We start from the raw sequence: 25,032 nt of genomic DNA, 5'->3' as shown, positions 1-25,032 counted from the left end.
TTCTATCTAACTTTTATGAAATTGTGCATCCTTTAGCACATGCTTTAAAAGACGTCATGAAAAAATCACTGTGGAACAGTGTATTTATCTTTGACAAAGGTATTATTTTTCGATTAAGCACCATAAAATTTATCTTTTAATGGAATAATAGTTAATCAAAGAGGCACGGTTTATGGCAAAACAAGAACTTGGAACTAAACGTGTTGATCCAGAAACAGGAAAAAAATTTTACGATCTAAATCGCGATCCTATTGTGTCGCCCTATACAGGAATTTCTTATCCGCGTTCTTACTTTGAAGTTGCAGCAGCTGAAGCAAATAATGAAGAAGAAGTTGATACTGAGGAGCTTGATACAGCACTTGAAAAATCTGCTTTTATGCTTCTTGAAGATGATGATGTGGATTCTAAAGATGACGATCTTCCTGATTTAGAAGATAGTGATGTAGATCTTGGTGATGATGATGATACATTTTTGTCTCATGATGGTGACGATGAAGATGATGACGTTACTGATATTCTCGGAGGCGGTGTTTCTAATGATGACGATGCTTAAAAGAAGTAAAAGAGGACATCTTTTCTATTGAATGTAAATTCTTCTTGATCTTCAATTTTGATCGTTCTAGAAAAGTTGGAATTGTATACTGTCTTTTTGGGACAATTTGTTTTTATAGGGGCTATAGCTCAGCTGGGAGAGCGCTTGCATGGCATGCAAGAGGTCAGCGGTTCGATCCCGCTTAGCTCCACCAAAAGGACCAACTGTTCTATCAAGGGAATCAATCATAATAAAAGATGTGTGCATCAATTTAAAAGGTTTATGTGCTATTTAATTATCATTTCAATAGCGCCTGTTCCTTGCATTTTAATGATATTATAATACATTTTTAATCATTTGTTGGATTATAAAATTTACTGTCGCAACCATGAAAGTAGATAATTTTTTTATGCTTTGCACAGAAATAGAAAATGATCTGTTTAACCTGCGCCTTGTCTTAAAGGACAAAATCTGAATTTCCTTTACCACAATATTTCCACAAATATCATAATATGTTGGTTACTGGTATCTTTTTAAAAGATATGAAGTACTTAAACAAAGATTAGAGAATAAAATATTAAAATATACTTCTCAATTATTGCGAATCAGAACTTTTTTCGAGTATTTTTAGCCTGATCAGATGTTCTGCCAATTAAAAAATACCCACCTTGAGTAGCGTATACCTGCTCAATACTAAGGTATATTAACGCTTAAATAATATATTGAATCAATTAATTTTTTTCCTTGCACGTCACAAACAAGGTCGAGGTGTGAGAGCAAAGTGGTGCCATCATTATATGTGCTAATTCCCAATGTTACCGATAATTCTTACATTTGAAAATGTATGTTCATAAAAAAATATTTTTAGTCTTTTCTTTCACAGTTTTTATCCACATACCCATTGTGCTTATTATCTGCAAGCCAATGGTTTTATTGATTCAACCTCAAGAGATCTGAAACGATAAAACCCTACGCCATTCGAGATTCTTACTTTAATATGAATAACGATATATTATCTTTATAAATCAATATGCTTAAACCATTTAAGAAAAAGAATAAAAATGCTTCTCATAAATATTCTCAAATGCAAAAGCTATCACAACATTGGAGACTGACTTGTTACTTCATAGGCGTTACAAATCTTTCTCTGAATATTCCCTACCCTGAATATTCATTGTGTGTAAAGTTGCATATACCTTATCATCCTATAAACGGGAGTGTTTTTACAATACAATAAGATAACTTTTTTCAATTAAGATGGACTGGATGGACGAATATGTTTTATTTCATACAATACTAAATACACCTAGTTCTTTTGAAGACTGTAGCGCCCTCTTTATACAAAATAACGTTTTTTCGTTTAATGCATTTCTCGTTTTTTTATATTGAATATTTTACCCTTTTTATGATGCCCGAATTGCATTTGTTTTAATTGCTATTTTATACGCTTAACAAAGAAAATATTCATATAATAATCAGCCAGTAATACGCATAATGAAAATAAAAAATGATATTATATTTTAAAATTTTTCTTCAATAATCTCTGGCACTTAGCCCAATGCGAAATGCCAGCGCTAAATAGAAGATAGTTTCTATTATAAATTTTTTTAACAAAGGAGGTAAAAATGTCGAGAGTATCTTCAAATATATTGTGTATTGCAAAAACTTTCTGTTGCTTGAGTTTATTCTAAAAAAATAACAATTTATTTCATTGAACGATCGGAAAAACGACACTATTTTATCATATCATGCGGAATTTTGCTTTCGAATAATTTTATCCCATCAATTCCCTGATTGAGATTTTCAAAAATCTTCCCTAATGCCATCCACATCTTTTTAATTGCTGTTCATAGAGCCTCGATATCCTTGCCATGCGCTGTGCTGTCTGTGAAAGCGCAGCACTGACATGCCCACCACTACGTGCATAAGCACCATGCCCCATATGATAATTTAAATAAAGGCTATATGCATCATCAAACCTCACCCCATTGCGTTGAACACTTTGGCGATGATACCAAGCAACAAAATCAGCAGCATCTGCGAAATTCGTACGCCATGCAAAAGACTTTCCTGTAGAGCGAAGATACATTGCCCATGTACTATCAAGCGCTTGAGCATAACCATAAGCTGTCGACCGACGCTTCCATGGAATAAAACCAAGTAGTTTTTTGCGTGGAGGACGTGCATTGTGACGAAAGCTCGATTCCATCTTAATGGTTGCAAGAATAATAGGCATAGGAATCCCATAGCGCATTTCTGCTCTTTGAGACGCCTTTCTCCAATTATCAAAAAAACCATTTTTTTGTGCTAAAATAACGCAAGCATTGTTTGTGTGAATGGGAGTGGTTGTTGCGCATCCCTCTAGCAAAAACACCAGTGCCCCTAAAAACAAAAGGTGTCGCATATTCCTATTCCTCTCGTTTAAGAAATAAAACAAGATAGAGATACTAAAAAATGATTACCAATCAATAAAGAACATGATCTAACTTGTAATATTTAAGAAGCTTGCTTTGCTTTATTCCTCATCAGCAAAACGCAATGTTTGCGACTGAGCCAATGTTGTCATTTTTGTTGGTTCAGAGTAATTTTCTTTTAATTCGACAGTTTCAATGCGATTTGCCCGTTTCATGATTTTGGAAGACGATATCAAAATTCCCTCTATATCTTCACCTGCTTTATGAAAGTGCTTCTGTAGTGCGCGAACACGCGTATCCATTCGTCCAAAATCTTCCATCAATTTTGCTACTTCTGATTGAATTAAATGCGCTTGTTCACGCATCCGCGCATCTTTCATAATGGTTTGTACCACTTGGACAGAGAGCATCAACAAAGATGGTGAAACAATAATCACATGGGCTCTATTGGATTTTTGTACCAATGCCTCAAAATCCTCATAAATTGTTGCGAAAATCGATTCAGATGGCACAAAAAGGAAAGCAGTGTCATGGGTTTCTCCAGGAATCAAATATTTTTGTGCAATATCACGAATATGAACTTCCATATCGGTACGAAATTGGCGTTCTGCCTCTTGACGCTCTTGCGCTGATTCTGCCTTACGCATAGCATTCCAAGCTTCCAGAGGAAATTTAGCATCAACAACAAGAGAAGGAGCTTTATTGGGCATATGAATGAGACAATCTGGGCGCTTTCCATTGGAAAGAACAGCCTGAAAAGCATAAGCGTTTGTTGGTAAGGCATCGGCAATAATTGCTTCCATCCGCCCTTGACCGAAAGTACCACGCGTCTGCTTATTACTTAAAATGGACTGCAACTGAACAACTTGTCCCGTAAGCGATTGAATATTATTTTGTGCTGCATCAATCACTGCTAAACGCTCTTGCAAACGATTCAAATTTTCATAAGTGGATTTGGTTTGTACCTGAAGTGTTTGGCCTAAGCTTGTTGTCATCCCATTGAGTTGCTCACTGAGTGATTTATTCAATTCAGCCTGCCGTTGACCAAAAATTTCCGCCATCGTTTGCATTCGTCCTTGCATTTCAGCTTGTGTTTTCAACAAGGTAGCCATCTGCATTTGTGCCTCACGTGCGCGTTCAGCAATTTCATTTTCCAAAAATGCTTTTTTTCGATGAGAATGTATCAACATAAAAAATGCCAAACAGACAAGTATAAATAAAAGCAAAAGCATTAGTTTAGAAAAAAAATCACCAGCGAATATGGAAAAAAACGAATCAAACATAAATTGTAATATAACGCTCTTATTGTAAAAAAACGCAAGAATCCGTTATTCAATATTGACCAATAACAAACCATTGATTAATCTCTACTTATGCCAATGAGATCTTTAGTTACTTTACCTGATCCAATTTTACGGGAAGTGTCCAAACCTGTTGAGCAGGTCGATTCAGCTCTCCAAAAACTTGCGGATGACATGTTGGAAACCATGTATAATTCTAAGGGCGTTGGTCTTGCTGCTATTCAAATTGGTATACCGCTACGTATGTTGGTTATAGATGTCTCTGGAAATTCTGAAGATGAGCAAAAAAAACCACTTGTTATTATCAACCCTGAAATTTTATGGCTTTCAGATGAGCGTAATATTTACAAAGAAGGCTGTCTTTCTATTCCTGATTATTTTGCAGAGGTTGAACGTCCTAAACGCCTTCGTGTTCGCTATCAGAACCGTGAAGGAAAACGAACAGAAATTGAAGCAGACGATCTCTTAGCAACTTGCTTACAGCATGAAATTGATCATTTAGATGGGCGCCTTTTTATTGATTACATTTCAAAGATCAAACGCGATATGGTGATACGAAAATTTAAAAAACGTGCAAAAGAAAAAAACATGCAGGAAGCAGTTTTGTAATGGCTTTACGATTAAGTTTTATGGGAACACCAGATTTTTCTGTTCCTATTTTACATGCTTTATTGGATGCAGGTCATGATGTTGTTGCTGTTTATAGTCAACCCCCTCGTCCAGCAGGACGTCGAGGGCTGAAATTAATCCCCTCCGCTGTTCACACCGTAGCAAAAGAGAAATCTATTCCCATCTTTACGCCTCAAACACTCAAAACAATCGAACAACAGGAGCAATTTGCAGCACTTTCTGTTGATGCTGCTATTGTGGTGGCTTATGGACTCCTTTTACCTAAAGCTATTCTCGAAACGCCACGTTTTGGTTGTTTTAATGCCCACGCTTCACTCTTACCACGTTGGCGTGGTGCTGCGCCTATTCAACGAGCAATTATGGCTGGTGATAAAGAAACAGGTATCATGATCATGAAAATGGATGAAGGACTTGATACGGGGCCTATCGCTCTTTCTCGCTCCATCCCCATTACTGATAACACCACCACTGCTGAGCTTTCAAACAGACTTTCACATATTGGCGCAGAACTTATGGTAGAGACTTTATCAACTCTTGAAAAAGGACAACTTAAACTGACCCCACAATCAGAAGAAGGCATCACCTATGCCGCCAAAATTAGAAAAGAAGAGACCCGCATTGATTGGACAAAACCTGCAGAGTTTATTCATAGGCATATTCGCGCGCTCTCTCCCTCTCCTAGTTGCTGGTGCAATATGAATATCGGTGGACGAGAAGAACGTGTAAAAATTCTTGATAGTCGTTTAACAACAGGTCCTTCTCTTGAAATTGGACGGATAGAACCAGATTCTTTGATTATCCATTGTGGGCAAGGACGGATAGAAATAACCTCTCTCCAAAGATCTGGCGGTAAAATTCTTGAGTGCGCCACCTTTTTGCGAGGTGCTCATATTTCTGCTGTTTTTTAAGATGCCACGTTTTAAACTCACTCTTGAATATGATGGTTCAAATTATGCTGGTTGGCAGCGTCAAGCAAAACTTCACACGATACAAGGAGCTCTTGAACAAGCAATTTTTTGCTTTAGTGGACAACAATTGACCATAACAACAGCAGGAAGAACCGATGCGGGCGTACATGCTACGGGACAAGTTGCGCATGTTGATTTTGAAAAAAACTGGCTCTCCCATACTGTGCGTGACGCGCTCAATGCTCTTTTACGTAAACAGGGAGAGGCGATTTCAATCTTAAATGTAGAAAATGTCCCTGATGACTTTGATGCACGATTTTCCGCTGTAAAACGCCATTATCTTTTTAAAATACTTAATCGTCGCTCTCCACCAGCTTTAAATGCCAAACGCGTGTGGTGGATACCAAAACCTCTTCATGCTGAAGCCATGCATGAAGCTGCGCAAAAGCTTGTAGGACAACATGATTTTACAACTTTCCGTTCAGCACATTGCCAAGCCAAAAGCCCTATTCGCACCCTTGAACGCCTCGATATTCAAAGAGAAGGTGAAGAAATTTTCCTTTATGCACAAGCTCGTTCTTTTCTTCATCATCAAATCCGTTCATTCGCAGGAAGCCTCATGGAAGTGGGTATTGGACGTTGGACAGCTCAAGATCTCGAAACAGCTCTTCATGCTAAAGATCGTAAACGTTGTGGTGTTGTTGCCCCCCCCTCAGGACTTTATTTAACCAAAGTAGAGTATTAATGATCCTTCAAGAGTGAGCATCTCAAAAGTCGTTAAGGCAGTTTATAAAAAGAACGAATTTCTTCAAAAGCTTCTGCTGCTGTATTAACAAATTTCACAAAATTAATATCAGTAGGAGAAATTGTACCTTGTGCAGACAGATACTCAAAATTGACAGTATTGCTCCAAAATTCTTTGCCAAACAATAAAATCGGTACCTGTTTCATACGCCCCGTCTGTACTAAAGTTAATGTCTCAAACAGTTCATCCAGAGTCCCAAATCCTCCTGGAAAAATGGCTAGGGCTTTCGCTCGTACTAAAAAATGCATTTTGCGCATCCCCAAATAGTGGAAATTAAAACACAAATGCGGTGACACATACGAATTAGGCTCCTGCTCATGTGGTAAAATAATATTCAAGCCAATCGTTGGGGCACCAACATCACAAGCACCACGATTTCCCGCCTCCATGATTCCTGGTCCGCCCCCCGTAACAACCACAAATTCACGATATTGTGTCGTAGCAGAATAGAGTGAGCACAAACGCCCAAACTCTCTTGCTTCATCGTAATAATGTGACATAGCATGCAAATTTTTCTTTTGTATTTCATTTTTTGCAGCCCACGCTGCTTGCCCAGGTTCAGGAATACGCGCACCACCAAACAAAACAACTGTTGATTGAATATCATATTCTTTAAGGGTTATTTCCGGCTTTAAAAATTCAAGACTAATACGTTGTGAGCGCAGCTCTGGACGCATCATAAAATCTTGATCGATATAGGCTAAACGATAAGTAGACGAACGCATTTGTGCTGAATTAGAGATTTTATGGATCTGTTGTAGAGCATCCTTCGTATGGAGAAGTGGTGTCCAGTTTTCTTGCTCCCTTTTTCTTTTTTCTTTACAGCTTTTTTTCATGCACCTGTCCTACTTCCTCATCGTTTTATTGACTGAACACATTTCTTCGCGTAGTTCATAGAGAATAAATCTTGAAGCTTTCAACTTGTTTAACGGAACTCTCGTCATGACTCATATCACACAACTTGAAATTATTATCGAAAAAGCTTTTGACGATCGCGATTCTATCGATACTACCACAAAAGGCGAAATACGTGAGAGTGTTGAACATGCATTGAACCTTCTTGATAAAGGTGAAATCCGTGTTGCAGAACGACAAAAAAATGGACAATGGCATGTTCATCAATGGTTGAAAAAAGCGGTTTTACTCTCTTTTCGGCTTAATCCTATGCAAATTATTACTGGTGGAATCAATGGGACACATTGGTGGGATAAAGTTCCTTCAAAATTCTCTGGTTGGCAAGAGGCAGATTTTAAAAGTGCTGATTTCCGTTCCGTTCCTGGAGCCATTGTACGTCATTCTGCTTACATTGCACCCAATGTTATATTGATGCCATCCTTTGTCAATCTTGGTGCTTTTATCGATGAGGGCACAATGGTTGATACATGGACCACCGTTGGTTCTTGTGCACAAATTGGTAAACATGTCCATCTTTCTGGCGGTGTTGGTATTGGAGGTGTTTTAGAACCACTGCAAGCAAATCCAACAATCATTGAAGATCATTGCTTTATCGGTGCTCGCTCTGAAATTGTTGAAGGCTGTATTATCCGTGAAGGTGCTGTTTTGGGAATGGGAGTCTTTATTGGAAAATCAACAAAGATTATTGATCGTACAACAGGTGAAATTTTTATTGGTGAAGTACCAGCCTATTCAGTGGTTGTACCAGGTTCTCTCCCCGGAAAACCTTTACCAAATGGTGAAGCAGGCCCAAACCTTTATTGTGCTGTTATTGTAAAACGCGTTGATCAAAAAACACGAGAAAAAACATCTATTAATGATCTTTTACGTTCTTAGACACAAGATTAATTCATAATAATATTTCATCGTTTTTTAACTTGAATAATAACCTCGAATACAAGGATTCTCTCATTTCAAATCCTTTCATAGTGAATCAATCACTATCATTTCCTTGCACGTTATAAACGCAGTTGGTGTGTGGGTAAGAAACACTTCAAGAAAAGAGTGAAATACCTTTAATGAATTCTCTCAAGTGATAAGGACTGTCATAATATTTTGAGCTGAAAAAAAGTATGATGGGTGCGCTTTGCACCTTTCTGACGCGTAAAAGCGGTAATGCCAAATGGATTTTATATCATTCACAGTGTATTTTACGTTATATTTTTCATAGCCCCCGTTGTGAAATGGAGTTTGATGTATTGAGTGATGATTTACGAAAACGAGCACGCCAATATGCAACATAAATGTATTTTGTTTAAAGCATTCTGTTTTACGTGAGAAAGTGATACCATTATGCAATACACAAGAACATGAAGCACGACGCAATTCTATTTAAAAGTGTTCTTTAAACACCTGAACCAATCGACAAAAGCAAAAGCGCAATCAATGAGAGAAAATACCCCTTTTTTCATTATTTGTTCATTTTGAGCACTTGAATAAATGCCGATTGTGGAATTTCTACTTTTCCAAATTGGCGCATCCGCTTTTTGCCTTCTTTTTGCTTTTCCAAAAGTTTGCGCTTACGCGTAACATCACCCCCGTAACATTTCGCTGTTACATCTTTACGCAAAGCACGAATCGTTTCGCGCGCTATAACTTTACCACCAATAGCCGCTTGAACTGGAATCTGAAACATATGCTGAGGAATAAGATCTTTCAGTTTTTCGCACATTGAACGCCCACGCTTTTCTGCAATCGTGCGGTGAACAAGCATCGATAATGCATCAATAGGCTCTCCATTCACCAAAATAGACATTTTAACTAAATCACCTTCTGCATAATCTGTCATTTGATAATCAAAAGAAGCATAACCCTTTGAGATTGATTTTAGCCGGTCATAAAAATCAAAAACAACTTCATTCAGTGGTAAATCATACGTTACCATAGCACGGGTTCCAACATAGGATAACCCAACCTGTACCCCGCGCCGCTCTTGGCATAGCTCTAAAATTGACCCAAGATAATTATCAGGAGTCATGATTGTCGCCCGAATCCACGGTTCTTCTATGGAAGAAATTTTAACCACATCAGGCATATCCGCTGGATTGTGCAACTCTTTAACAGAACCATCATTCATATTCATGCGATAAACAACCGAAGGTGCTGTCGCGATTAAATCCAAATTAAACTCACGCTCTAATCGCTCTTGAATAATTTCAAGATGCAGAAGTCCCAAAAAGCCACAGCGAAAACCAAACCCCAAAGCCGCAGATGTTTCCATTTCAAAAGAAAAACTCGCATCATTTAAGCGTAATTTGCCCATGGCTGCACGCAAATCATCAAAATCGGCAGCATCAATTGGAAAAAGTCCACAAAAGACAACCGGTTGCGCAGGCTTAAAACCAGGTAAAGCATTTTCACAAGGACGGCGCTCTTCAGTAATCGTATCCCCAACCCGTGTATCTGCTACCTCTTTGATAGAAGCAGTGATAAAACCAATCTCGCCCGGTCCTAATTCATCAACCTGTACCATTTTAGGTGTAAACACCCCAACGCGCTCAACTGGATATTTTGCTCCTGTACCCATCATACGAATGGTTTGGCCTTTTTTTAAAATACCATCTATCACCCGTACCAAAACAATGACACCAAGATATGCATCATACCAGCTATCAACCAACATTGCTTTCAAGGGATTTGCAACATCGCCTGTATGTGGAGGTGGTAATTGTGCAACAATTGCCTCCAGAACATCAGGAACACCCAAACCTGTTTTTGCTGATATTTCTACTGCTTGAGATGTATCAATGCCTATTACATCTTCAATTTGTTCTTTAACACGCTCAGGTTCTGCTGCTGGAAGATCAACTTTATTGAGAACAACAACCAACTCATGGGAATTATCAATGGCTTGATAAACATTTGCTAACGTCTGCGCCTCTACGCCTTGGCTTGCATCCACCACCAACAGAGAACCTTCACAAGCTGCCAATGAACGCGAAACCTCATAAGCAAAATCCACATGACCAGGTGTATCCATAAGATTTAAAATATAGGTTTCACCATTCTTTGCCTTATAGTGTAAACGTACCGTTTGTGCTTTAATAGTAATTCCACGTTCACGCTCAATATCCATGGAATCGAGTACTTGTTCTTTCATCTCACGTGTATCAAGCCCACCTGTTATTTGAATCAAACGATCAGCTAAAGTTGATTTGCCGTGATCAATATGCGCCACGATGGAAAAATTACGAATATAATTACGATCTATTGTCATATAAGGCGATTTAGCAAAGAATAATACAAAACGCAAAGACCAATTATGCTCCAGCTCCTTACAAAAGAATATAAACCTAAAAAGCCTCTCAAAACACAACTTTTTATAGCCTAAACAATAAGGCTTTTGTTTGCGAAATTAAATACAAAAGGTCCTAAAATGATCTTTTCGCATCTTATTTGATGACTCATATGCTGTAATAAGCCAGTACCATCACACACTTTGCCAATCTTCAATATTGCGACGATCCTTTACATTTGAAAAATTTTATAAGAGATATGCTTTTCTTGCACAGTTTTTACCCACATGGCCCTACCCACTCACTTGTGACGTGTAAGAAAGTGATTTGGATTGATTTAACATGAAAATGATTTGACGTGAGAAAATTTTACGGTATTCAGGGTCATAATTGAATGTGAATAATGCTATATTATAATTATAAATCAATATATTATCATATTTATATGATGGGCGTGTATATCACTTAGGCTTGCAATAAAATTCGCAAGAAATGCTTTTTATTTGTACGCAATAATCTGCTTTTTTAGCAATCTTATATAAAATAACATGAATATCGAGAGAGTTTCTTCTCAATTTTTAAAACTTTAGAAATACGCTCTATTGAGTGATGTTTTTATATACTTTTTATATAACTCCTTCCTTCCTCCATTAAATATAAAACACACCAATCCTCTTCGATTCATTGGATAACGCATTGATTTATAATGATCGTTTATTGTTTTGCAATTTAAATGAAAACTCTGAATATCGCGAGCCTCTCTCATTTTAAATCTTCTCATAATGAATCAATAAATTTTTTGCTTCCCCATTATAAAACAGAGCTAGTGTATGGATAAAAACGTTTAAGAAATGAGTCAAAATGCCTCTCTCTTTCAAATGACAAAGGCTATCGTAATATTGAGAACAGATAAAGAAAATCTCGTGCCTTTTATTTTAAGTAAAATGATGATGTTCTGTGGTTTTTCTATACTTCATGCAGACCGTCAATGAATATGATGTATATTGAGAAAATTATCTTTTAAAAAACGCTTTAATGTACAACGTTATGGGGATACTTTGAGCGTTCTATTTTGCATGAGAAGCGTAACTCTATTAAAGGACAAAAGAAACAACGTGCGACAGTGCGTAATTTTCATTATTCAAAAACACTACCGTAGATGTTTTTGAAAGTTGTTAAAGCCGAATTTAAAAATGATCGTAAAGATGAGCGTTAATTTTTAACTTTATATCACCTCATGTTTTGGCTCAATGAAGGTTGTCTGCCCGGTTCAGAAATCTGACAAACAGAGAGAAGCATACTATTTCTCCAATTTGATATGCAAAAACTGGAATAATTTATAGAACTTCTTAATCATCTGAATATTAAAAAAGCTCCAAAAATGAAAACTCTACAAGAAAAAATCTCATGCAATAAAATCATAATAAAAAAATGTATAGCTAATCATTTTTTTTAATTGCTTTATTTTTTTTACGCCATTGTGAAGGTTGTAATTCAGCCACAATTATCCCAATCAGAATAAGCAAACCGCCCAATAAAGCTAAGGGAGATAAATGTTCTCCAGCCAAACGCCCAACAATACCAGCCCATACCGGTTCACCTGCGTAAATGAGTGTCGCACGCGTAGGGGAAATAGACTTTTGTGCCCAATTCATAGCTAATTGAATGATGGCACTCATTAATGCCAATCCTATACCAATATTAAACCACACCCACGAAAATTCAGGAATGCTTTCTCCCATCAAAGGCATACAAGCAAATGAAAAAAAACCACTAAAAAATAACTGAATAATGGTTACACGCCGACTATCAACCTTGTTCGCAAAAATTCCGATGAGTATGACTTCTCCAGCAATCGCTAAAGCGCCTAACAAAGTTAAAATTTCGCCTTTTGAAAAATCAAAATTTCCCGGCTTTTGTCCTGAAATAAATACAAGCCCAATAAAAGCGAAAATAATGCCAATCCAACAAGCTAAACGGGGAGGTTTTTTAAAAACAATCCATTGCAAGATTGGAACCATCGGTACATAAAGCGCTGTGATAAAAGCTGACTGACTACTAATAATTGTTTGAAGTCCAGCTGCTTGAAAAGCATAACCAAAAAACATGGCTAAACCTATTGCCATCCCAGCGAAAACTTCATAAACAGTTATACCTTTTATAGAGCGCCAAAAAATTACCCCACATATAAGAGATGCAACAATAAAACGAAATCCAACAAAAAACAGAGGACCACTATAGCATACCGCAATGTGAATGACTAAAAATGTAATGCCCCACAATATTGTCGCAGTAAATATTGCCAATTCTGGCTTACTTAATAAAGGATATTTAAACTGTTTTAGATTCACCATGAAAAACTTTCTCTTCCAATTTTCCCCACAATTTATGAAACAATAAGCGTTCCAACTCCCTGTTCGGTAAACAGCTCTAGTAAAACAGAATGAGGAGTTTTACCATTTAAAATGACAACACCTTCCACACCATTTTGAAGGGCTTTTATGCAAGTCTCTACTTTTGGAATCATGCCTCCTGAAATTGTCCCATTTTTAATAAATTTCTCAGCTTCAGAAACTGTCAATTCTTTTAAAAGTTTACCTTGTTTATCCAAAACACCAGGAACATCAGTGAGAAATAAAAGGCGTTTAGCCTCTAATGCACCAGCAATAGCTCCAGCAAAAATATCAGCATTGATATTATAAGTTTTACCATCGCGTCCTGGAGCTACAGGAGCAAGAACTGGTATCATTTCAGAACATGCTAAAAGATCTAGCAATGTGCGGTCAACTTCAACAGGCTCACCAACAAACCCCAAATCTAAAACACGTTCAATATGCGAATCAGGATCAATGACAGTTTTATAAGCCTTTTCGGCAAAAACCATATTGCCATCCTTGCCGCATAATCCTATTGCCCATTCACCCTCAGCATTGATGAGAGCAACAATTTCTTTATTTATGGAACCCGCTAAAACCATTTCAACCACTTCAACGATCCGCTCATCGGTTACCCGTAGTCCGTTTTCAAATCGTGATTCAATCCCCATTTTCATTAAAATTTCAGCAATTTGAGGCCCACCACCATGAACAACAACAGGATTGATCCCCGATTGCTTTGATAGAGCAATATCACGCGCAAATGCTCGCCCCAAAGCAGGATCACCCATAGCATGGCCGCCATATTTTACCACGACCGTTTCATTTTCATATTTTTGCATATAAGGTAAAGCAGACGATAAAAATGCTGCTTGTTTTTCCAAAACATCTACATCACCGTTTTTAGCATCATCCATCAATAGAGCCTCCTCATCACTTTTTACCATCTCTTAATGAAATTTAGGAAAAGTGAAAACAATAAAACCAAACTTTACTCTATCCACCCCCTCCCCTGAAAATCGTCAATTTTCCTCTAAATTACGAAAAAGGAATAGCAAAATGAAATACAAAAAACTTCCTTTAAAAATTGACAGCGAAAAATTAAACAAAATAGACGTAAAAAAATGTCATTATTTTATGACCTTATATATAAAATTGAAAAGCAAAATTTTGAAGCTAAGCCGTACATTCAACTCATTAGTTTATCCCTATGGATACTTAACAATGAATAGGAATATATACAACCATTGATTTTGTAAGATAAAAATAAAGTTTCTTATAATAATAAAATTAACATATTCCCAAGATAAGAAATCACTCAACTGCTTTATAGCTTATCCCAATAAACTATAACTTTGGTTTTAAAAATTTGACTTTTTCTCAATCATTAAACATGAGGAAATGTCAATTGAACGCTCCTCATGGAGAATCATAATAAGTTGATTTATAATCATAATTTATCTTTTTATATCGTAAAATCAAAAAAAGGCTTTGCAAAATTATCATATATTGTGACTTTATTTCGATAACTCTTCAGAAGCATCTTCGTAAAAGCATTTAATTGTTTAGATTACTCTCTTCGTAAGGTTTTATAAAACTTCTCATTTTTCATGATCGGTCATTAAGTTTTTCTTTCTGCATAGCGATACATGCTTGAATTATTCAATGTTTTGTAGAATTTTTAATTCTTTTAATTATGTTATTTTATGAAAAAAGATTCATTTCGTAAATTTCTCTTTCCATATCACCAATCAATTTCAACAATATATCGTGCTGTTTTCTAAGCATATTGTGCTATTTTTTATTGTATTTATTTTTTCTTTTTAAAGGTAACTTCCTCTATCTTCCCACCAACTTTTTATTATGCCAATAAATTCAATTAAGTGAATTCCATCGAATCTGTTTCCCCACAAGAGAGATACATCGAATAACTCAAAAAGTGTTTTGTTATGTCTTCTTTAGCATTCAACACACATTATCTCATTCCACAATTTCTTTGGAACAAAATAAACTTGATTATAGCGTTTTTTATTATCTGGAAGAACTATTTATGACATCAGAAATACAAAACTAAATCCGCATCTAAAAGACATGATTACTGCTAAAAGCTAAGATGAGGCATGTAAAAGCTATTCCGAACAAAATAACCCTTATTTTAAAGGAAGCAGTGATTAAAACTATGAAAAATGCCAAAAATAAAATCGGTTATAAGAAGTTGATACTTTATTTGAAAAAGATGGATTGCCTAACAGCTTATTTAGCGTTTCTTGGAAAGCCGCTACCTATTTTATAATTTTATTATAGAGCCTTTAAAAAGAAATTTTGAGTGAAAAAATAAACACCAAAAATACTGAATGCATAAAGGCAGTTATCATGACACTGGCAATATTTATTATCAATCACTCAATTGCGTTCTTATATGGATAAGCCCTTTTTAAAATGTCATAGACACTCAAAAATAAGACTTATCCATAAAACTCATGAAATATAAAAACTATCAGCAGCAGGAGTTTATCCTAAATTAGCTGTCTCTCTCTTTTCTTTTCAAGAAAAAATGCTTTTCAAAGATAATGAGACAATAGAAAGCTTAATGAAAATAACTTTCCCACAGTTCTCTCTAATTATTCTGAGAACATTCACATAATTTTAACCAGAAATATTTTCAAAAAATTCTTTCATACGTGAAAAAAAACCATGTGATTGCGGTGAATTTTCATGATTTGAGAGTTTCTCAAATTTTTGCAACAATTCACGTTGTTCTTGCGTTAATTTCTGCGGCGTCTCAATCGTGATATGGATGTAAAGATCACCCCTTGCTTGCTGACGGCGCAACATGGGCATACCTTTGCCTCTAAGGCGGAATTGACGTCCATTTTGTGTCCCTTCTGGAATCTTAACGCGTGCTTTAACACCATCAAGGTCGGAAACTTCAAACTCTCCTCCTAAAGCAGCTGTTACCATTGAAATAGGAACGCGACAGTGAAGATCTGCTCCTTCTCGCTGAAAAAACTCATGCGGTTTAATGGAAAGGAAAATATAAAGATCACCATTGGGGCCACCACGAATACCAGCATCACCCTCACCAGAAAGGCGAATACGCGTTCCATCTTCAATACCAGCTGGAACATTTACGCTTAATGAACGTTTTTTCTCTATACGCCGTGTCCCCTGACATTTGGGGCATGGATCCGTAATAGTTTCACCACGTCCATGACATGTAGGACATGTCCGCTCAATAGAAAAGAAACCCTGTGCAGCACGCACACGACCAGATCCATGACATGTTCCACAAACTTGCGGCTTAGAGCCTTTTCTCGCTCCTGATCCTTCACAAACATCACACGTAACGGAACTGGGAATATTAATTTCTGCAGTTTTTCCTGAAAATGCCTCTTCTAAAGTCACTTCCATATTATAACTCAAATCTGCACCACGTTCGCGACTATCACCACGCTTACGGTGTGTCCCTCCCATAATCTCACCAAAAAAGTCTTCGAAAATATCCGCAAATCCACCACCAGCAGCAAAACCACCAAAGGGATTTGCTCCCCCTTGACCACCGCTATTTTCAAAGGCCGCATGGCCAAATCGATCATAAGCAGCACGCTTCTGGGGATCTTTAAGAACTTCATAGGCTTCGCCAATTTCTTTGAATTTTCGCTCTGCCTCTTTATCCCCCGCGTTGCGATCAGGATGATATTGCATTGCCAACTTACGAAAAGCAGATTTCAACTTTTTATCATCACATTCGCGAGTCACGCCAAGAATTTCATAATAGTCAACCTTCATCATGTATTCCTGATAATTTTTCTGTCATCCATCTTTATGGATAATATTGCTTTTAATTTATATTTTTAGCAACAAAGTTGCAACTTATCTCAAATAATAAAGCCCAGCCTTATATTTCAAAGGCCGGGTTTATCAATTAATCAACACATATGCTGACACTATTTCTTCTTATCATTAACTTCTTCAAAATCAGCATCAACAACATCATCATTCTTTGCCTCTGTTTCAGTGTCAGCGCTCGCTGCTTGTGAGGCTTCGTACATAGCCTGTCCAAGTTTCATACTGACTTCTGCTAATTTTTGCATCTTTGTTGTTACTTCTTCCGTATCACTGCCTTCAAGCGCAGATTTCAAATCAGATATTGCTGTTTCAATCTGTCCCTTTTCTTCAGCTGATACTTTATCGCCATATTCATTGAGCGACTTTTCAGTTGAATGAATAAGAGCCTCCGCTTGATTTCTAGCTTCAACACCTTCACGGCGTTTTTTATCCTCAGCCGCGTGCTCTTCTGCATCCTTTACCATTTTTTCAATATCAGCATCACTTAAACCACCTGATGCCTGAATACGAATTTGATGCTCTTTACCTGTTCCCTTATCTTTGGCCGAAACATTAACAATACCATTCGCATCAATATCAAAAGTAACTTCAATTTGAGGTATACCACGTGGGGCTGGAGGAATACCAACAAGATCAAATTGAGCCAATAACTTATTATCACTTGCCATTTCCCGTTCACCTTGGAAAACACGAATCGTCACAGCACTCTGGTTATCATCAGCTGTCGAAAAAACTTGCGATTTTTTCGTCGGGATAGTGGTATTACGCTCAATAAGGCGTGTGAAAACCCCACCCAAGGTTTCGATACCCAAAGATAAAGGTGTTACATCTAGCAACAACACATCTTTGACATCGCCTTGCAATACACCTCCTTGGATGGCAGCACCCATTGCAACCACTTCATCAGGATTAACGCCTTTGTGTGGATCCTTACCAAAGAAGCTCTGCACAACTTGCTGAATCTTGGGCATACGTGTCATTCCACCCACTAAAACAACTTCGTCAATCTCACCGGCCTTTAATCCAGCATCTTTCAACGCAGCTTTACAAGGTTCAATGGTACGCTGCACTAAATCATCAACGAGAGATTCAAATTTTGCCCGAGTCAATTTCATTGTTAAATGCTTAGGACCTGATTGATCTGCCGTGATAAATGGTAAATTGATTTCTGTTTGCTGTGACGAAGAAAGCTCAATTTTTGCTTTTTCTGCCGCTTCTTTTAAGCGCTGTAAAGCGAGTTTATCATTTTTCAGATCAATTCCTTGTTCTTTTTTGAATTCATCGGCAAAATAACCGACCAAGCGCATGTCAAAGTCTTCACCCCCTAAAAACGTATCCCCATTGGTTGACTTAACTTCAAAAACGCCATCTCCAATTTCAAGGACTGAAATATCAAATGTACCACCACCAAGATCGTAAACTGCTATTGTTTTTCCGTCCTTTTTGTCCAAACCATAAGCTAAAGCAGCAGCAGTTGGCTCATTAATAATCCGTAAAACTTCAAGTCCAGCAATTTTACCTGCGTCTTTCGTGGCTTGACGTTGCGCATCATTAAAATAAGCAGGAACCGTAATAACGGCTTGTTCAACTTTTTCACCAAGATAAGATTCTGCTGTTTCCTTCATCTTTTGCAAAATCATAGCTGAAATTTGTGACGGAGAATATTTCTTTCCCGCCTCTTCAACCCATGCATCACCATTGTCACCTTTAACAATTTTATAAGGAACAAGCGCTTTATCTTTTTCAACCATAGGGTCATCAAAACGGCGCCCTATCAAACGTTTAACTGCAAAAACTGTCCCTTCAGGATTTGTCACCGCCTGCCGTTTAGCAGGCTGCCCAACAAGCCGCTCCCCCCCATCAGTAAAGGCAACAACGGAAGGTGTTGTTCGCGCTCCTTCTGAGTTTTCAATAACTTTTGCGTTTTTGCCATCCATAACAGCCACACAAGAGTTCGTTGTCCCCAAATCAATACCAATTACTTTTGCCATATTATAATCTCCATTCAGCAAGCTACCTCAACCTTCATAAAGCATCTTTTTAAGATAGCTCCTCATAACACCTAAAGCCCGTATATTGCTTCAAGCAATATAAATAATGATAAACTGCAAGTCGCAACAAGCCTTGCTGCCTCGTATATAAGAACAGGCTTTTATTGCTACAAGAGAATAATGAGAGAAACATCTCTAAAATAAAAAATTTATTTTAAAATAGGCACTCTAATGACCCATAAATACCATATTTATGAGAGACTTGAGAGGATAATATATTTTTCTTGCAATTCTCAAAAAATATATCTTTCTATAAAAATTAAAAAATAAAAGAATGATTGCACTCTCGCTCTTGATCTTCTCATCATTGATAAAATCATACTCACGTAAAAGCTTTTTAAAAGGCGAATAATTTATATCACAAATATTATAAATTTTCCTTGGACTAAAATAGTCATCATATCTAATGCTCATATCAGTAAAGGTATTATCTATCTATCTCCTTTCAAAAATTCTCCTTCTAACGGTCTCATTGTTTGCGGCTATTTGAAATCTGTGCTTTAAATTCACCTAAAGCGTTTTTTCTTAACTGTATAATTTTGAACTTTGAAAATATATAAAAATACCTCTGTATAAACGCTTTAAAATGCCAAGAGCTGTCATAATATTAAAAATTGGTAAAGTGGTTGATGATTGTTCTGTATTATATCTTCATTAAGTAAAACAGTAGTGCATCATAGATTTTATACCATTTGCAAATACTATTTATGAGATGAACACGGAAGCGTTAAGAGGTGTGTTGTCATTGTAAATCTTACTGTCTTCTTTTAAATTTCAAGAATTCTATGATTTTTATATTAAAATCAATTTCATTTTAGCATTTCTTTCTTTTATTTTAAATAAAAGCTCTGCTAAAATAAAAATATTCAAAGTGTGAATCTTATGAAGGAGGGTAAATCAATGATGACATCTATTATTAAGAAAATAACAAATCTCATCTTTAAGAATATAATACATACACAATATCCATACAAAAAGGTTATCATAAATATCGTGTGTGCTCTTCTCTTTGCTGGTATAACCCTGCCAGCAGGTGCTCAGCAATATAAACTTGGCGACATAGAAATTCTCAATCCTTGGACACGCGAAACACCTAGAGGTATAAGAGTTGGTAGCGGTTATCTCTACATTATCAATCACAGTAATACCCCAGACCGTTTGGTTTCTATTTCCACAAACGGAGTAAAAACAACGGAGATACACTCTATGGCTGTCGTTAATGATATTATGAAAATGGAAAAAATGCACAATGGCATTGAAATTCCGGGAAATGGCGAAATCACGCTTAAGCCTGGCGGTGATCATATTATGTTCATGGGGCTTTCACAACCATTTAAGTTAGGTGATAAAATTAGCGCAAAATTAACATTTGAGAAAGCAGGAACCATTGATGTTGATTTCTCTGTAAACGCTATGAAAGTACCATCACCTTCTAAATCCTCTCCTGTTCACTAAGCTCCTTTTATTATAAATACACACTTTATAAAATGAAGAAGCGTGAAATTTTTTACGCTTCTTTATTTTTTGTTTTATGCCATCAGTAAAAAATTATCCCCTTTGATGAATTAACTATGGTCAATTTCAGGAATACGTAAAACTTGTCCAGGATAAATTTTATCGGGAGATTTTAGCATTGGCTTATTGGCTTCAAAAATAAATGTGTTTTTATTACCTTGCCCTTTTCCATAAACCTCTTCAGCAATTTTCCAAAGATTATCACCAGATTTAACCTCATAAAAGCGAGAAGTTTTTCTAGGCGTTGTATCTATAACCTTTAATTGATCAACATCTACAGAAGAGATACCTTGTGAATTGCCAACAACCAGCAGTGCTTTTTCAAGTGTTTCCCTATCTGGAACTTCACCGCTTAAAATAGCTTTACCGTCTTCAACTTGAATATTGACTTTTTCTGTACCGAGTTGAAAATGATCAAATGCTCTCTTAAAATCCTTTTCTTTTGGTTCATGGTCCCCAATACCTAACTTTTCCCCTACAGTTTTAATAAAATTAAAAAATCCCATTACGACCTCCTTTCGTGTAGCAGAAACAAATTTTTGTGCATATATTGCCACATTCTTTTCTTTGCTCTTAAAACACATAGGCAGATTTTCTAAACTTCAACAATCAAAACTACATCTGTTCAATTATGAGACAAATACAATAATAAACTTTGTAATAAACCTTGATAAAAAAAGCCTTTATGAAAATTTTCTCTCAAATGAAGGGATCTTAATAGACGTAGAAACATTATAAATTATGAAAGCAAAACAAGATTTTACAGTAATGACAAAAGGTTTTTTACTTTGCTACAATTTGTATCATATTTGTTTTGCAAAAAAAATATGAACTCCCATATAAATAAGTGTGGGTAATTTGCTACCACAGCAATAGAAAGGTCTAAGAAACCATGAAAGATACACCAACAATCACACAAACGATTGTACTTGTTGATGATGATCGCAATATTTTGACATCTTTATCTTTTGCGCTTGAGACAGAAGGATATCGGGTTGAAAGCTATACAGATGGAGCATCTGCACTCAAGGGTCTCACACTTCACCCTCCACACTTAGCTATTTTTGATATTAAAATGCCCCGAATGGATGGGATGGAACTTTTGCGTCGTTTGCGTCAAAAATCTGATCTTCCAGTTATTTTTCTTACCTCTAAAGATGATGAAATTGATGAATTATTTGGTCTCAAAATGGGAGCTGATGATTTTATTACTAAACCTTTCTCCCAACGTCTTCTTATTGAACGCGTGAAAGCTATTTTACGCCGTTCTAATGCACGTAACCAACCGCTTTCTACAGGAACTTCTTCCACCTCTTCTCTCAAACGTGGAGATCTTGTGATGGATCAAGAACGCCACACCTGTACATGGAAAGATAAACCTGTTATTTTAACCGTTACGGAATTTTTGATTCTGCAAACCTTAGCACAAAGACCAGGAGTTGTAAAAAGTCGTGATGCTTTAATGGATGCTGCTTATAGTGATCAAGTCTACGTAGATGATCGCACCATTGATAGTCACATTAAACGTCTGCGTAAAAAGTTTAAACAAGTGGATGATGATTTTGCAATGATTGAAACACTTTATGGTGTAGGTTATCGTTTCCACGAGGTATAAAACTACTTTGTCGCAAAAATTTGAATGGCAATCAAATCGATGACAGACAATTCTCAACTGGAAACTTTACAAAAAACAACCGTTAATGGTACATCCTCAACGCCATTTCTTATGTTCGCTCGTTTGCATCTTCGAACACAACGTCTCTTTAGACAATTGCTTTTTTCCAGCCTCACACGTCGCATTGTTATATTAAACATTGCTGCTCTTGCCGTTTTAGTTACAGGCATTTTATACCTTAACCAATTTCGCGATGGTTTAATTGAAGCAAAAATCAAAAGTTTATGTACCCAAGGAAAAATTATTGCTGGGGCTATTGCTGCTTCTGCAACAGTAGATACAAATTCTATCCTCATTGACCCTCAAAAACTCTTAGAGTTACAGACTGGTGAAAGCGTTACACCCGCTCCTCAATCAACCGATTCTTGGGATTTTCCTATTAACCCTGAGCAAGTTGCCCCTCTTTTACGGCGTCTTATTACACCTAAAACGACAAGAGCACGTATCTATGATCGTGATGCTACTCTCCTTCTTGATTCGCGCGTTCTTTATTCTAGTGGAGAAGTTTTTAGTTATGATTTACCCCCACTTAAAACAGAACAAAACATGTGGGATCGCCTTACTTCATGGTATTCAAACGCATTTTATGGCAAAGGTATTGCTCTTGACAGAGAACAAACAAAAACCAGTGGTATTGCTTATCCAGAAGTGTACCGCGCATTAAACGGATCTCTTGCTACGGCTAAAAGACGCAACAGACAAGGGCAATTAATTGTTTCTGTTGCCGTTCCTGTTCAACGCTATCGCGCAGTGGTTGGAGCTCTTCTTCTTTCAACCACTGGTTCCGATATTGATAACATTGTAAAAGGCGAAAGACTGGTTATCTTTAAAGTTTTTGCCGTTGTAGGTAGCGTACTTTTGGTTCTTTCTCTCTTTTTGGCCCATACGATTGCCCATCCATTAAGTAAATTATCTGCCTCGGCTAATCGAGTGCGTAATGGCAATAATCAGCGTGTAGAAATTCCTGATTTTTCAATGCGTGAAGATGAAATTGGTCACCTTTCAACTTCTATTCGTGATATGACCAATGCCCTTTATATGCGTATTGAAGCCATTGAACGTTTTGCTGCTGATGTAAGCCACGAATTAAAAAATCCTCTCACCTCCCTACGCAGTGCTGTTGAAACGCTCCCTCTGGCTAAAAATGAAGAAGCACAAGAAAAATTGCTGGAAATTATTCAACATGATGTGCGCCGCCTTGATCGGTTGATTACAGATATTTCTGATGCATCGCGACTCGATGCAGAGCTTGCACGAGAAACCGCAGAGATTGTTGATATGACACCGCTTTTGGAAAGTCTTGTTCATGCTGTTCAGGAAGTGTATCGTAATACGCAAACTATTGATATAAGCCTTAATATTGTCCCACGTCCTCATGGAAAAGCTTATCTTGTATTGGGACATGAACTTCGTTTAGGACAAGTGATTTCAAATCTTCTTGAAAATGCGCGTTCTTTTATTCCTCGGAATCGTGGCAAAATTTGCATTACTATGAAAAGCCATGCTTCAACCCTTATTTTAACCATTGAAGATAATGGCCCAGGTATTCGTTCAGAAAATATTGAACGAATTTTTGAACGTTTTTACACAGATCGACCAAATGAAGATGCTTTTGGACAAAACTCTGGACTTGGCCTTTCTATTAGTCGGCAAATCATCGAGGCTCATAATGGGACAATTACAGCCGAAAATATTATTGATCCTACACTTGGGAAGTGTAAAACTGGTGCACGTTTTACTATCATGCTTCCGCTTGCTAAATAAATCTTTTATCCAAAGTAAAAGACATGAAAACAAAATGTGAAATACTCCACGCAAATTGCCTTCAACTAGGCGGCAAGGGGCTGTTAATTATAGGTCCATCCGGATCAGGAAAATCAACCATCACCCTTTCTTTGCTTGACCGCGCTGAGTGGTCAAAACGTGAAGCGAAGCTTATCAGTGATGATTATACAATGTTGCGTGCGGAAAATGGAAAGCTTCACGGATACACTCCTGATAATTTAGAGGGCGGCATCGAGATTCGTGGCGTTGGTCTTTATATGATAGAATTTGAAAAGCACACAACTATCGATTGTGTTATTTTTCTCGGTCCGGAATATGAACGTTTTTCCACAAATAAAACTTTTCAATTTGAAAATTTGCACATTCCTCTTTTAAAACTTCCCTCTCTTCGTGAAGCCGATTGTACAGCCATTTGTCAAGCTATTGAAGCATTTTTGTTTAGAAAAATATGGCAAAAATCTGTCTAATTTTTTTCTAAAGATAAAAAAATCACAATTTTTGCCTTTTTTTTGCAAATTTTTCTTGGCAGCAAGATAAAGCCTTGTACAATGTCTTTCCCACCAACTATGGTTGGGTCTTATTAGTTAACAGGAGTTTGCGTAAATGATTGGACTCGTGCTTGTAACGCACGGTGAGCTGGCTGTCGAATTTTTACATGCCGTGGAACATGTTGTTGGAGTACAAGAAAAGTTCGCAACAATATGCGTTTATCCCGATGACGATATAGATCAGCGCCGAGGTGATATTATAGCCGCAGTAACCGATACAGATACGGATCATGGCGTCATCATATTAACAGATGTGTTCGGTGGAACACCATCAAATATAGCTATTCCTGCTATTGAAAAAGGACGCGTTGAAATGATTGCGGGTGTTAATTTGCCCATGCTTATTAAACTGATTTCTATTCGCAAATGTCCTGATATTTCATTATCAGACGCGTTAAGAATAGCACAAGAAGCAGGGCGTAAATATATTAATGTACCAAGTATGATTTTATAG

The 25,032-nt window shown here is 36.9% G+C and carries 19 protein-coding genes and 1 tRNA gene; 11 read left to right on the top strand and 9 right to left on the bottom strand.

What is annotated here, in order from left to right; genetic code table 11:
- The first annotated feature begins 172 nt into the window (after positions 1–172).
- Both ACFING_RS00845 and ACFING_RS00840 read left to right on the top strand, forming a co-directional pair.
- Positions 173–553 (top strand): TIGR02300 family protein, encoded by a 381-nt coding sequence (locus ACFING_RS00845; protein WP_375611400.1) that lies wholly within the window; start codon positions 173–175, stop codon positions 551–553.
- A gap of 117 nt (positions 554–670) precedes the next feature.
- Positions 671–746 (top strand) — tRNA-Ala (locus ACFING_RS00840).
- 1,602 nt (positions 747–2,348) lie between these two features.
- On the opposite strand, the gene ACFING_RS00835 is transcribed toward ACFING_RS00840, so the two are convergent.
- The gene (locus ACFING_RS00835) at positions 2,349–2,936 is read right to left on the bottom strand and encodes a hypothetical protein (RefSeq protein ID WP_375629210.1); all 588 of its coding nucleotides are present in this window, start codon (positions 2,934–2,936) and stop codon (positions 2,349–2,351) included.
- Positions 2,937–3,047: 111 nt separating this feature from the next.
- Entirely contained in the window at positions 3,048–4,229 is a 1,182-nt protein-coding gene (locus tag ACFING_RS00830; protein ID WP_375629208.1) for a DNA recombination protein RmuC, read from the bottom strand.
- A gap of 90 nt (positions 4,230–4,319) precedes the next feature.
- Between ACFING_RS00830 and def the strand changes: the two genes are divergently transcribed.
- From def to truA, 3 genes are read left to right on the top strand one after another with little or no spacing between them, the layout of a single operon-like run.
- Positions 4,320–4,856 carry a peptide deformylase gene (gene def / locus ACFING_RS00825; RefSeq protein WP_375629206.1) on the top strand — a complete coding sequence of 179 codons (537 nt, stop codon included), beginning with the start codon at positions 4,320–4,322 and terminating at the stop codon, positions 4,854–4,856.
- Entirely contained in the window at positions 4,856–5,785 is a 930-nt protein-coding gene (fmt, locus tag ACFING_RS00820) for a methionyl-tRNA formyltransferase (RefSeq protein ID WP_375629203.1), read from the top strand. Before def ends, fmt begins: the two co-directional genes overlap by 1 nt.
- 1 nt (position 5,786) lies before the next feature.
- Entirely contained in the window at positions 5,787–6,530 is a 744-nt protein-coding gene (gene truA, locus ACFING_RS00815) for a tRNA pseudouridine(38-40) synthase TruA (protein ID WP_375612809.1), read from the top strand.
- Positions 6,531–6,562: 32 nt separating this feature from the next.
- Here the strand turns inward: truA and ACFING_RS00810 are convergent, their stop codons facing one another.
- Positions 6,563–7,426 (bottom strand): LOG family protein, encoded by an 864-nt coding sequence (locus ACFING_RS00810; protein WP_375629201.1) that lies wholly within the window; start codon positions 7,424–7,426, stop codon positions 6,563–6,565.
- 106 nt (positions 7,427–7,532) lie between these two features.
- Here ACFING_RS00810 and dapD point away from each other — a divergent pair, with 106 nt between their 5' ends.
- On the top strand, positions 7,533–8,381 hold the full coding sequence (gene dapD, locus ACFING_RS00805; protein WP_375620857.1) for a 2,3,4,5-tetrahydropyridine-2,6-dicarboxylate N-succinyltransferase: 849 nt from the start codon (positions 7,533–7,535) through the stop codon (positions 8,379–8,381).
- A 574-nt stretch (positions 8,382–8,955) separates the two neighbouring features.
- On the opposite strand, the gene lepA is transcribed toward dapD, so the two are convergent.
- The 5 genes from lepA to dnaK form a co-directional block, all read right to left on the bottom strand.
- Positions 8,956–10,761 carry a translation elongation factor 4 gene (gene lepA, locus ACFING_RS00800; RefSeq protein ID WP_375629314.1) on the bottom strand — a complete coding sequence of 602 codons (1,806 nt, stop codon included), beginning with the start codon at positions 10,759–10,761 and terminating at the stop codon, positions 8,956–8,958.
- Between the two features lie 1,458 nt (positions 10,762–12,219).
- The gene (locus ACFING_RS00795; protein ID WP_375629198.1) at positions 12,220–13,134 is read right to left on the bottom strand and encodes a DMT family transporter; all 915 of its coding nucleotides are present in this window, start codon (positions 13,132–13,134) and stop codon (positions 12,220–12,222) included.
- Between the two features lie 32 nt (positions 13,135–13,166).
- Positions 13,167–14,072: an acetylglutamate kinase gene (gene argB, locus ACFING_RS00790; protein WP_375629195.1), complete on the bottom strand. Its 906-nt coding sequence runs from the start codon at positions 14,070–14,072 to the stop codon at positions 13,167–13,169.
- A 1,729-nt stretch (positions 14,073–15,801) separates the two neighbouring features.
- Positions 15,802–16,944 carry a molecular chaperone DnaJ gene (gene dnaJ, locus ACFING_RS00785; protein WP_375611466.1) on the bottom strand — a complete coding sequence of 381 codons (1,143 nt, stop codon included), beginning with the start codon at positions 16,942–16,944 and terminating at the stop codon, positions 15,802–15,804.
- Positions 16,945–17,102: 158 nt separating this feature from the next.
- On the bottom strand, positions 17,103–18,995 hold the full coding sequence (gene dnaK, locus ACFING_RS00780; RefSeq protein ID WP_273790233.1) for a molecular chaperone DnaK: 1,893 nt from the start codon (positions 18,993–18,995) through the stop codon (positions 17,103–17,105).
- Positions 18,996–19,955: 960 nt separating this feature from the next.
- Between dnaK and ACFING_RS00775 the strand changes: the two genes are divergently transcribed.
- The gene (locus ACFING_RS00775) at positions 19,956–20,510 is read left to right on the top strand and encodes a copper chaperone PCu(A)C (protein WP_375611390.1); all 555 of its coding nucleotides are present in this window, start codon (positions 19,956–19,958) and stop codon (positions 20,508–20,510) included.
- Positions 20,511–20,620: 110 nt separating this feature from the next.
- On the opposite strand, the gene lysM is transcribed toward ACFING_RS00775, so the two are convergent.
- Complete coding sequence (gene lysM / locus ACFING_RS00770) at positions 20,621–21,076, bottom strand: peptidoglycan-binding protein LysM (RefSeq protein WP_375606145.1); 456 nt, start codon at positions 21,074–21,076, stop codon at positions 20,621–20,623.
- A gap of 386 nt (positions 21,077–21,462) precedes the next feature.
- Here lysM and ACFING_RS00765 point away from each other — a divergent pair, with 386 nt between their 5' ends.
- The 4 genes from ACFING_RS00765 (at position 21,463) to ACFING_RS00750 (ending at position 25,032) form a co-directional block, all read left to right on the top strand.
- Positions 21,463–22,185: a response regulator transcription factor gene (locus ACFING_RS00765; protein ID WP_005774392.1), complete on the top strand. Its 723-nt coding sequence runs from the start codon at positions 21,463–21,465 to the stop codon at positions 22,183–22,185.
- Positions 22,186–22,224: 39 nt separating this feature from the next.
- Positions 22,225–24,009 carry a stimulus-sensing domain-containing protein gene (locus tag ACFING_RS00760; protein ID WP_375629192.1) on the top strand — a complete coding sequence of 595 codons (1,785 nt, stop codon included), beginning with the start codon at positions 22,225–22,227 and terminating at the stop codon, positions 24,007–24,009.
- A gap of 23 nt (positions 24,010–24,032) precedes the next feature.
- Positions 24,033–24,497 (top strand): HPr kinase/phosphatase C-terminal domain-containing protein, encoded by a 465-nt coding sequence (locus ACFING_RS00755; protein ID WP_375611387.1) that lies wholly within the window; start codon positions 24,033–24,035, stop codon positions 24,495–24,497.
- Between the two features lie 136 nt (positions 24,498–24,633).
- Positions 24,634–25,032 carry a PTS sugar transporter subunit IIA gene (locus ACFING_RS00750; protein ID WP_375611386.1) on the top strand — a complete coding sequence of 133 codons (399 nt, stop codon included), beginning with the start codon at positions 24,634–24,636 and terminating at the stop codon, positions 25,030–25,032.

The organism is Bartonella sp. AP150HLJHH, from assembly GCF_042196385.1.
Taxonomy (GTDB): Bacteria; Pseudomonadota; Alphaproteobacteria; order Rhizobiales; family Rhizobiaceae; genus Bartonella.
The sequence above is the reverse complement of the archived record's forward strand: the minus strand, read 5'-3'. Positions and strand labels throughout refer to the sequence as shown.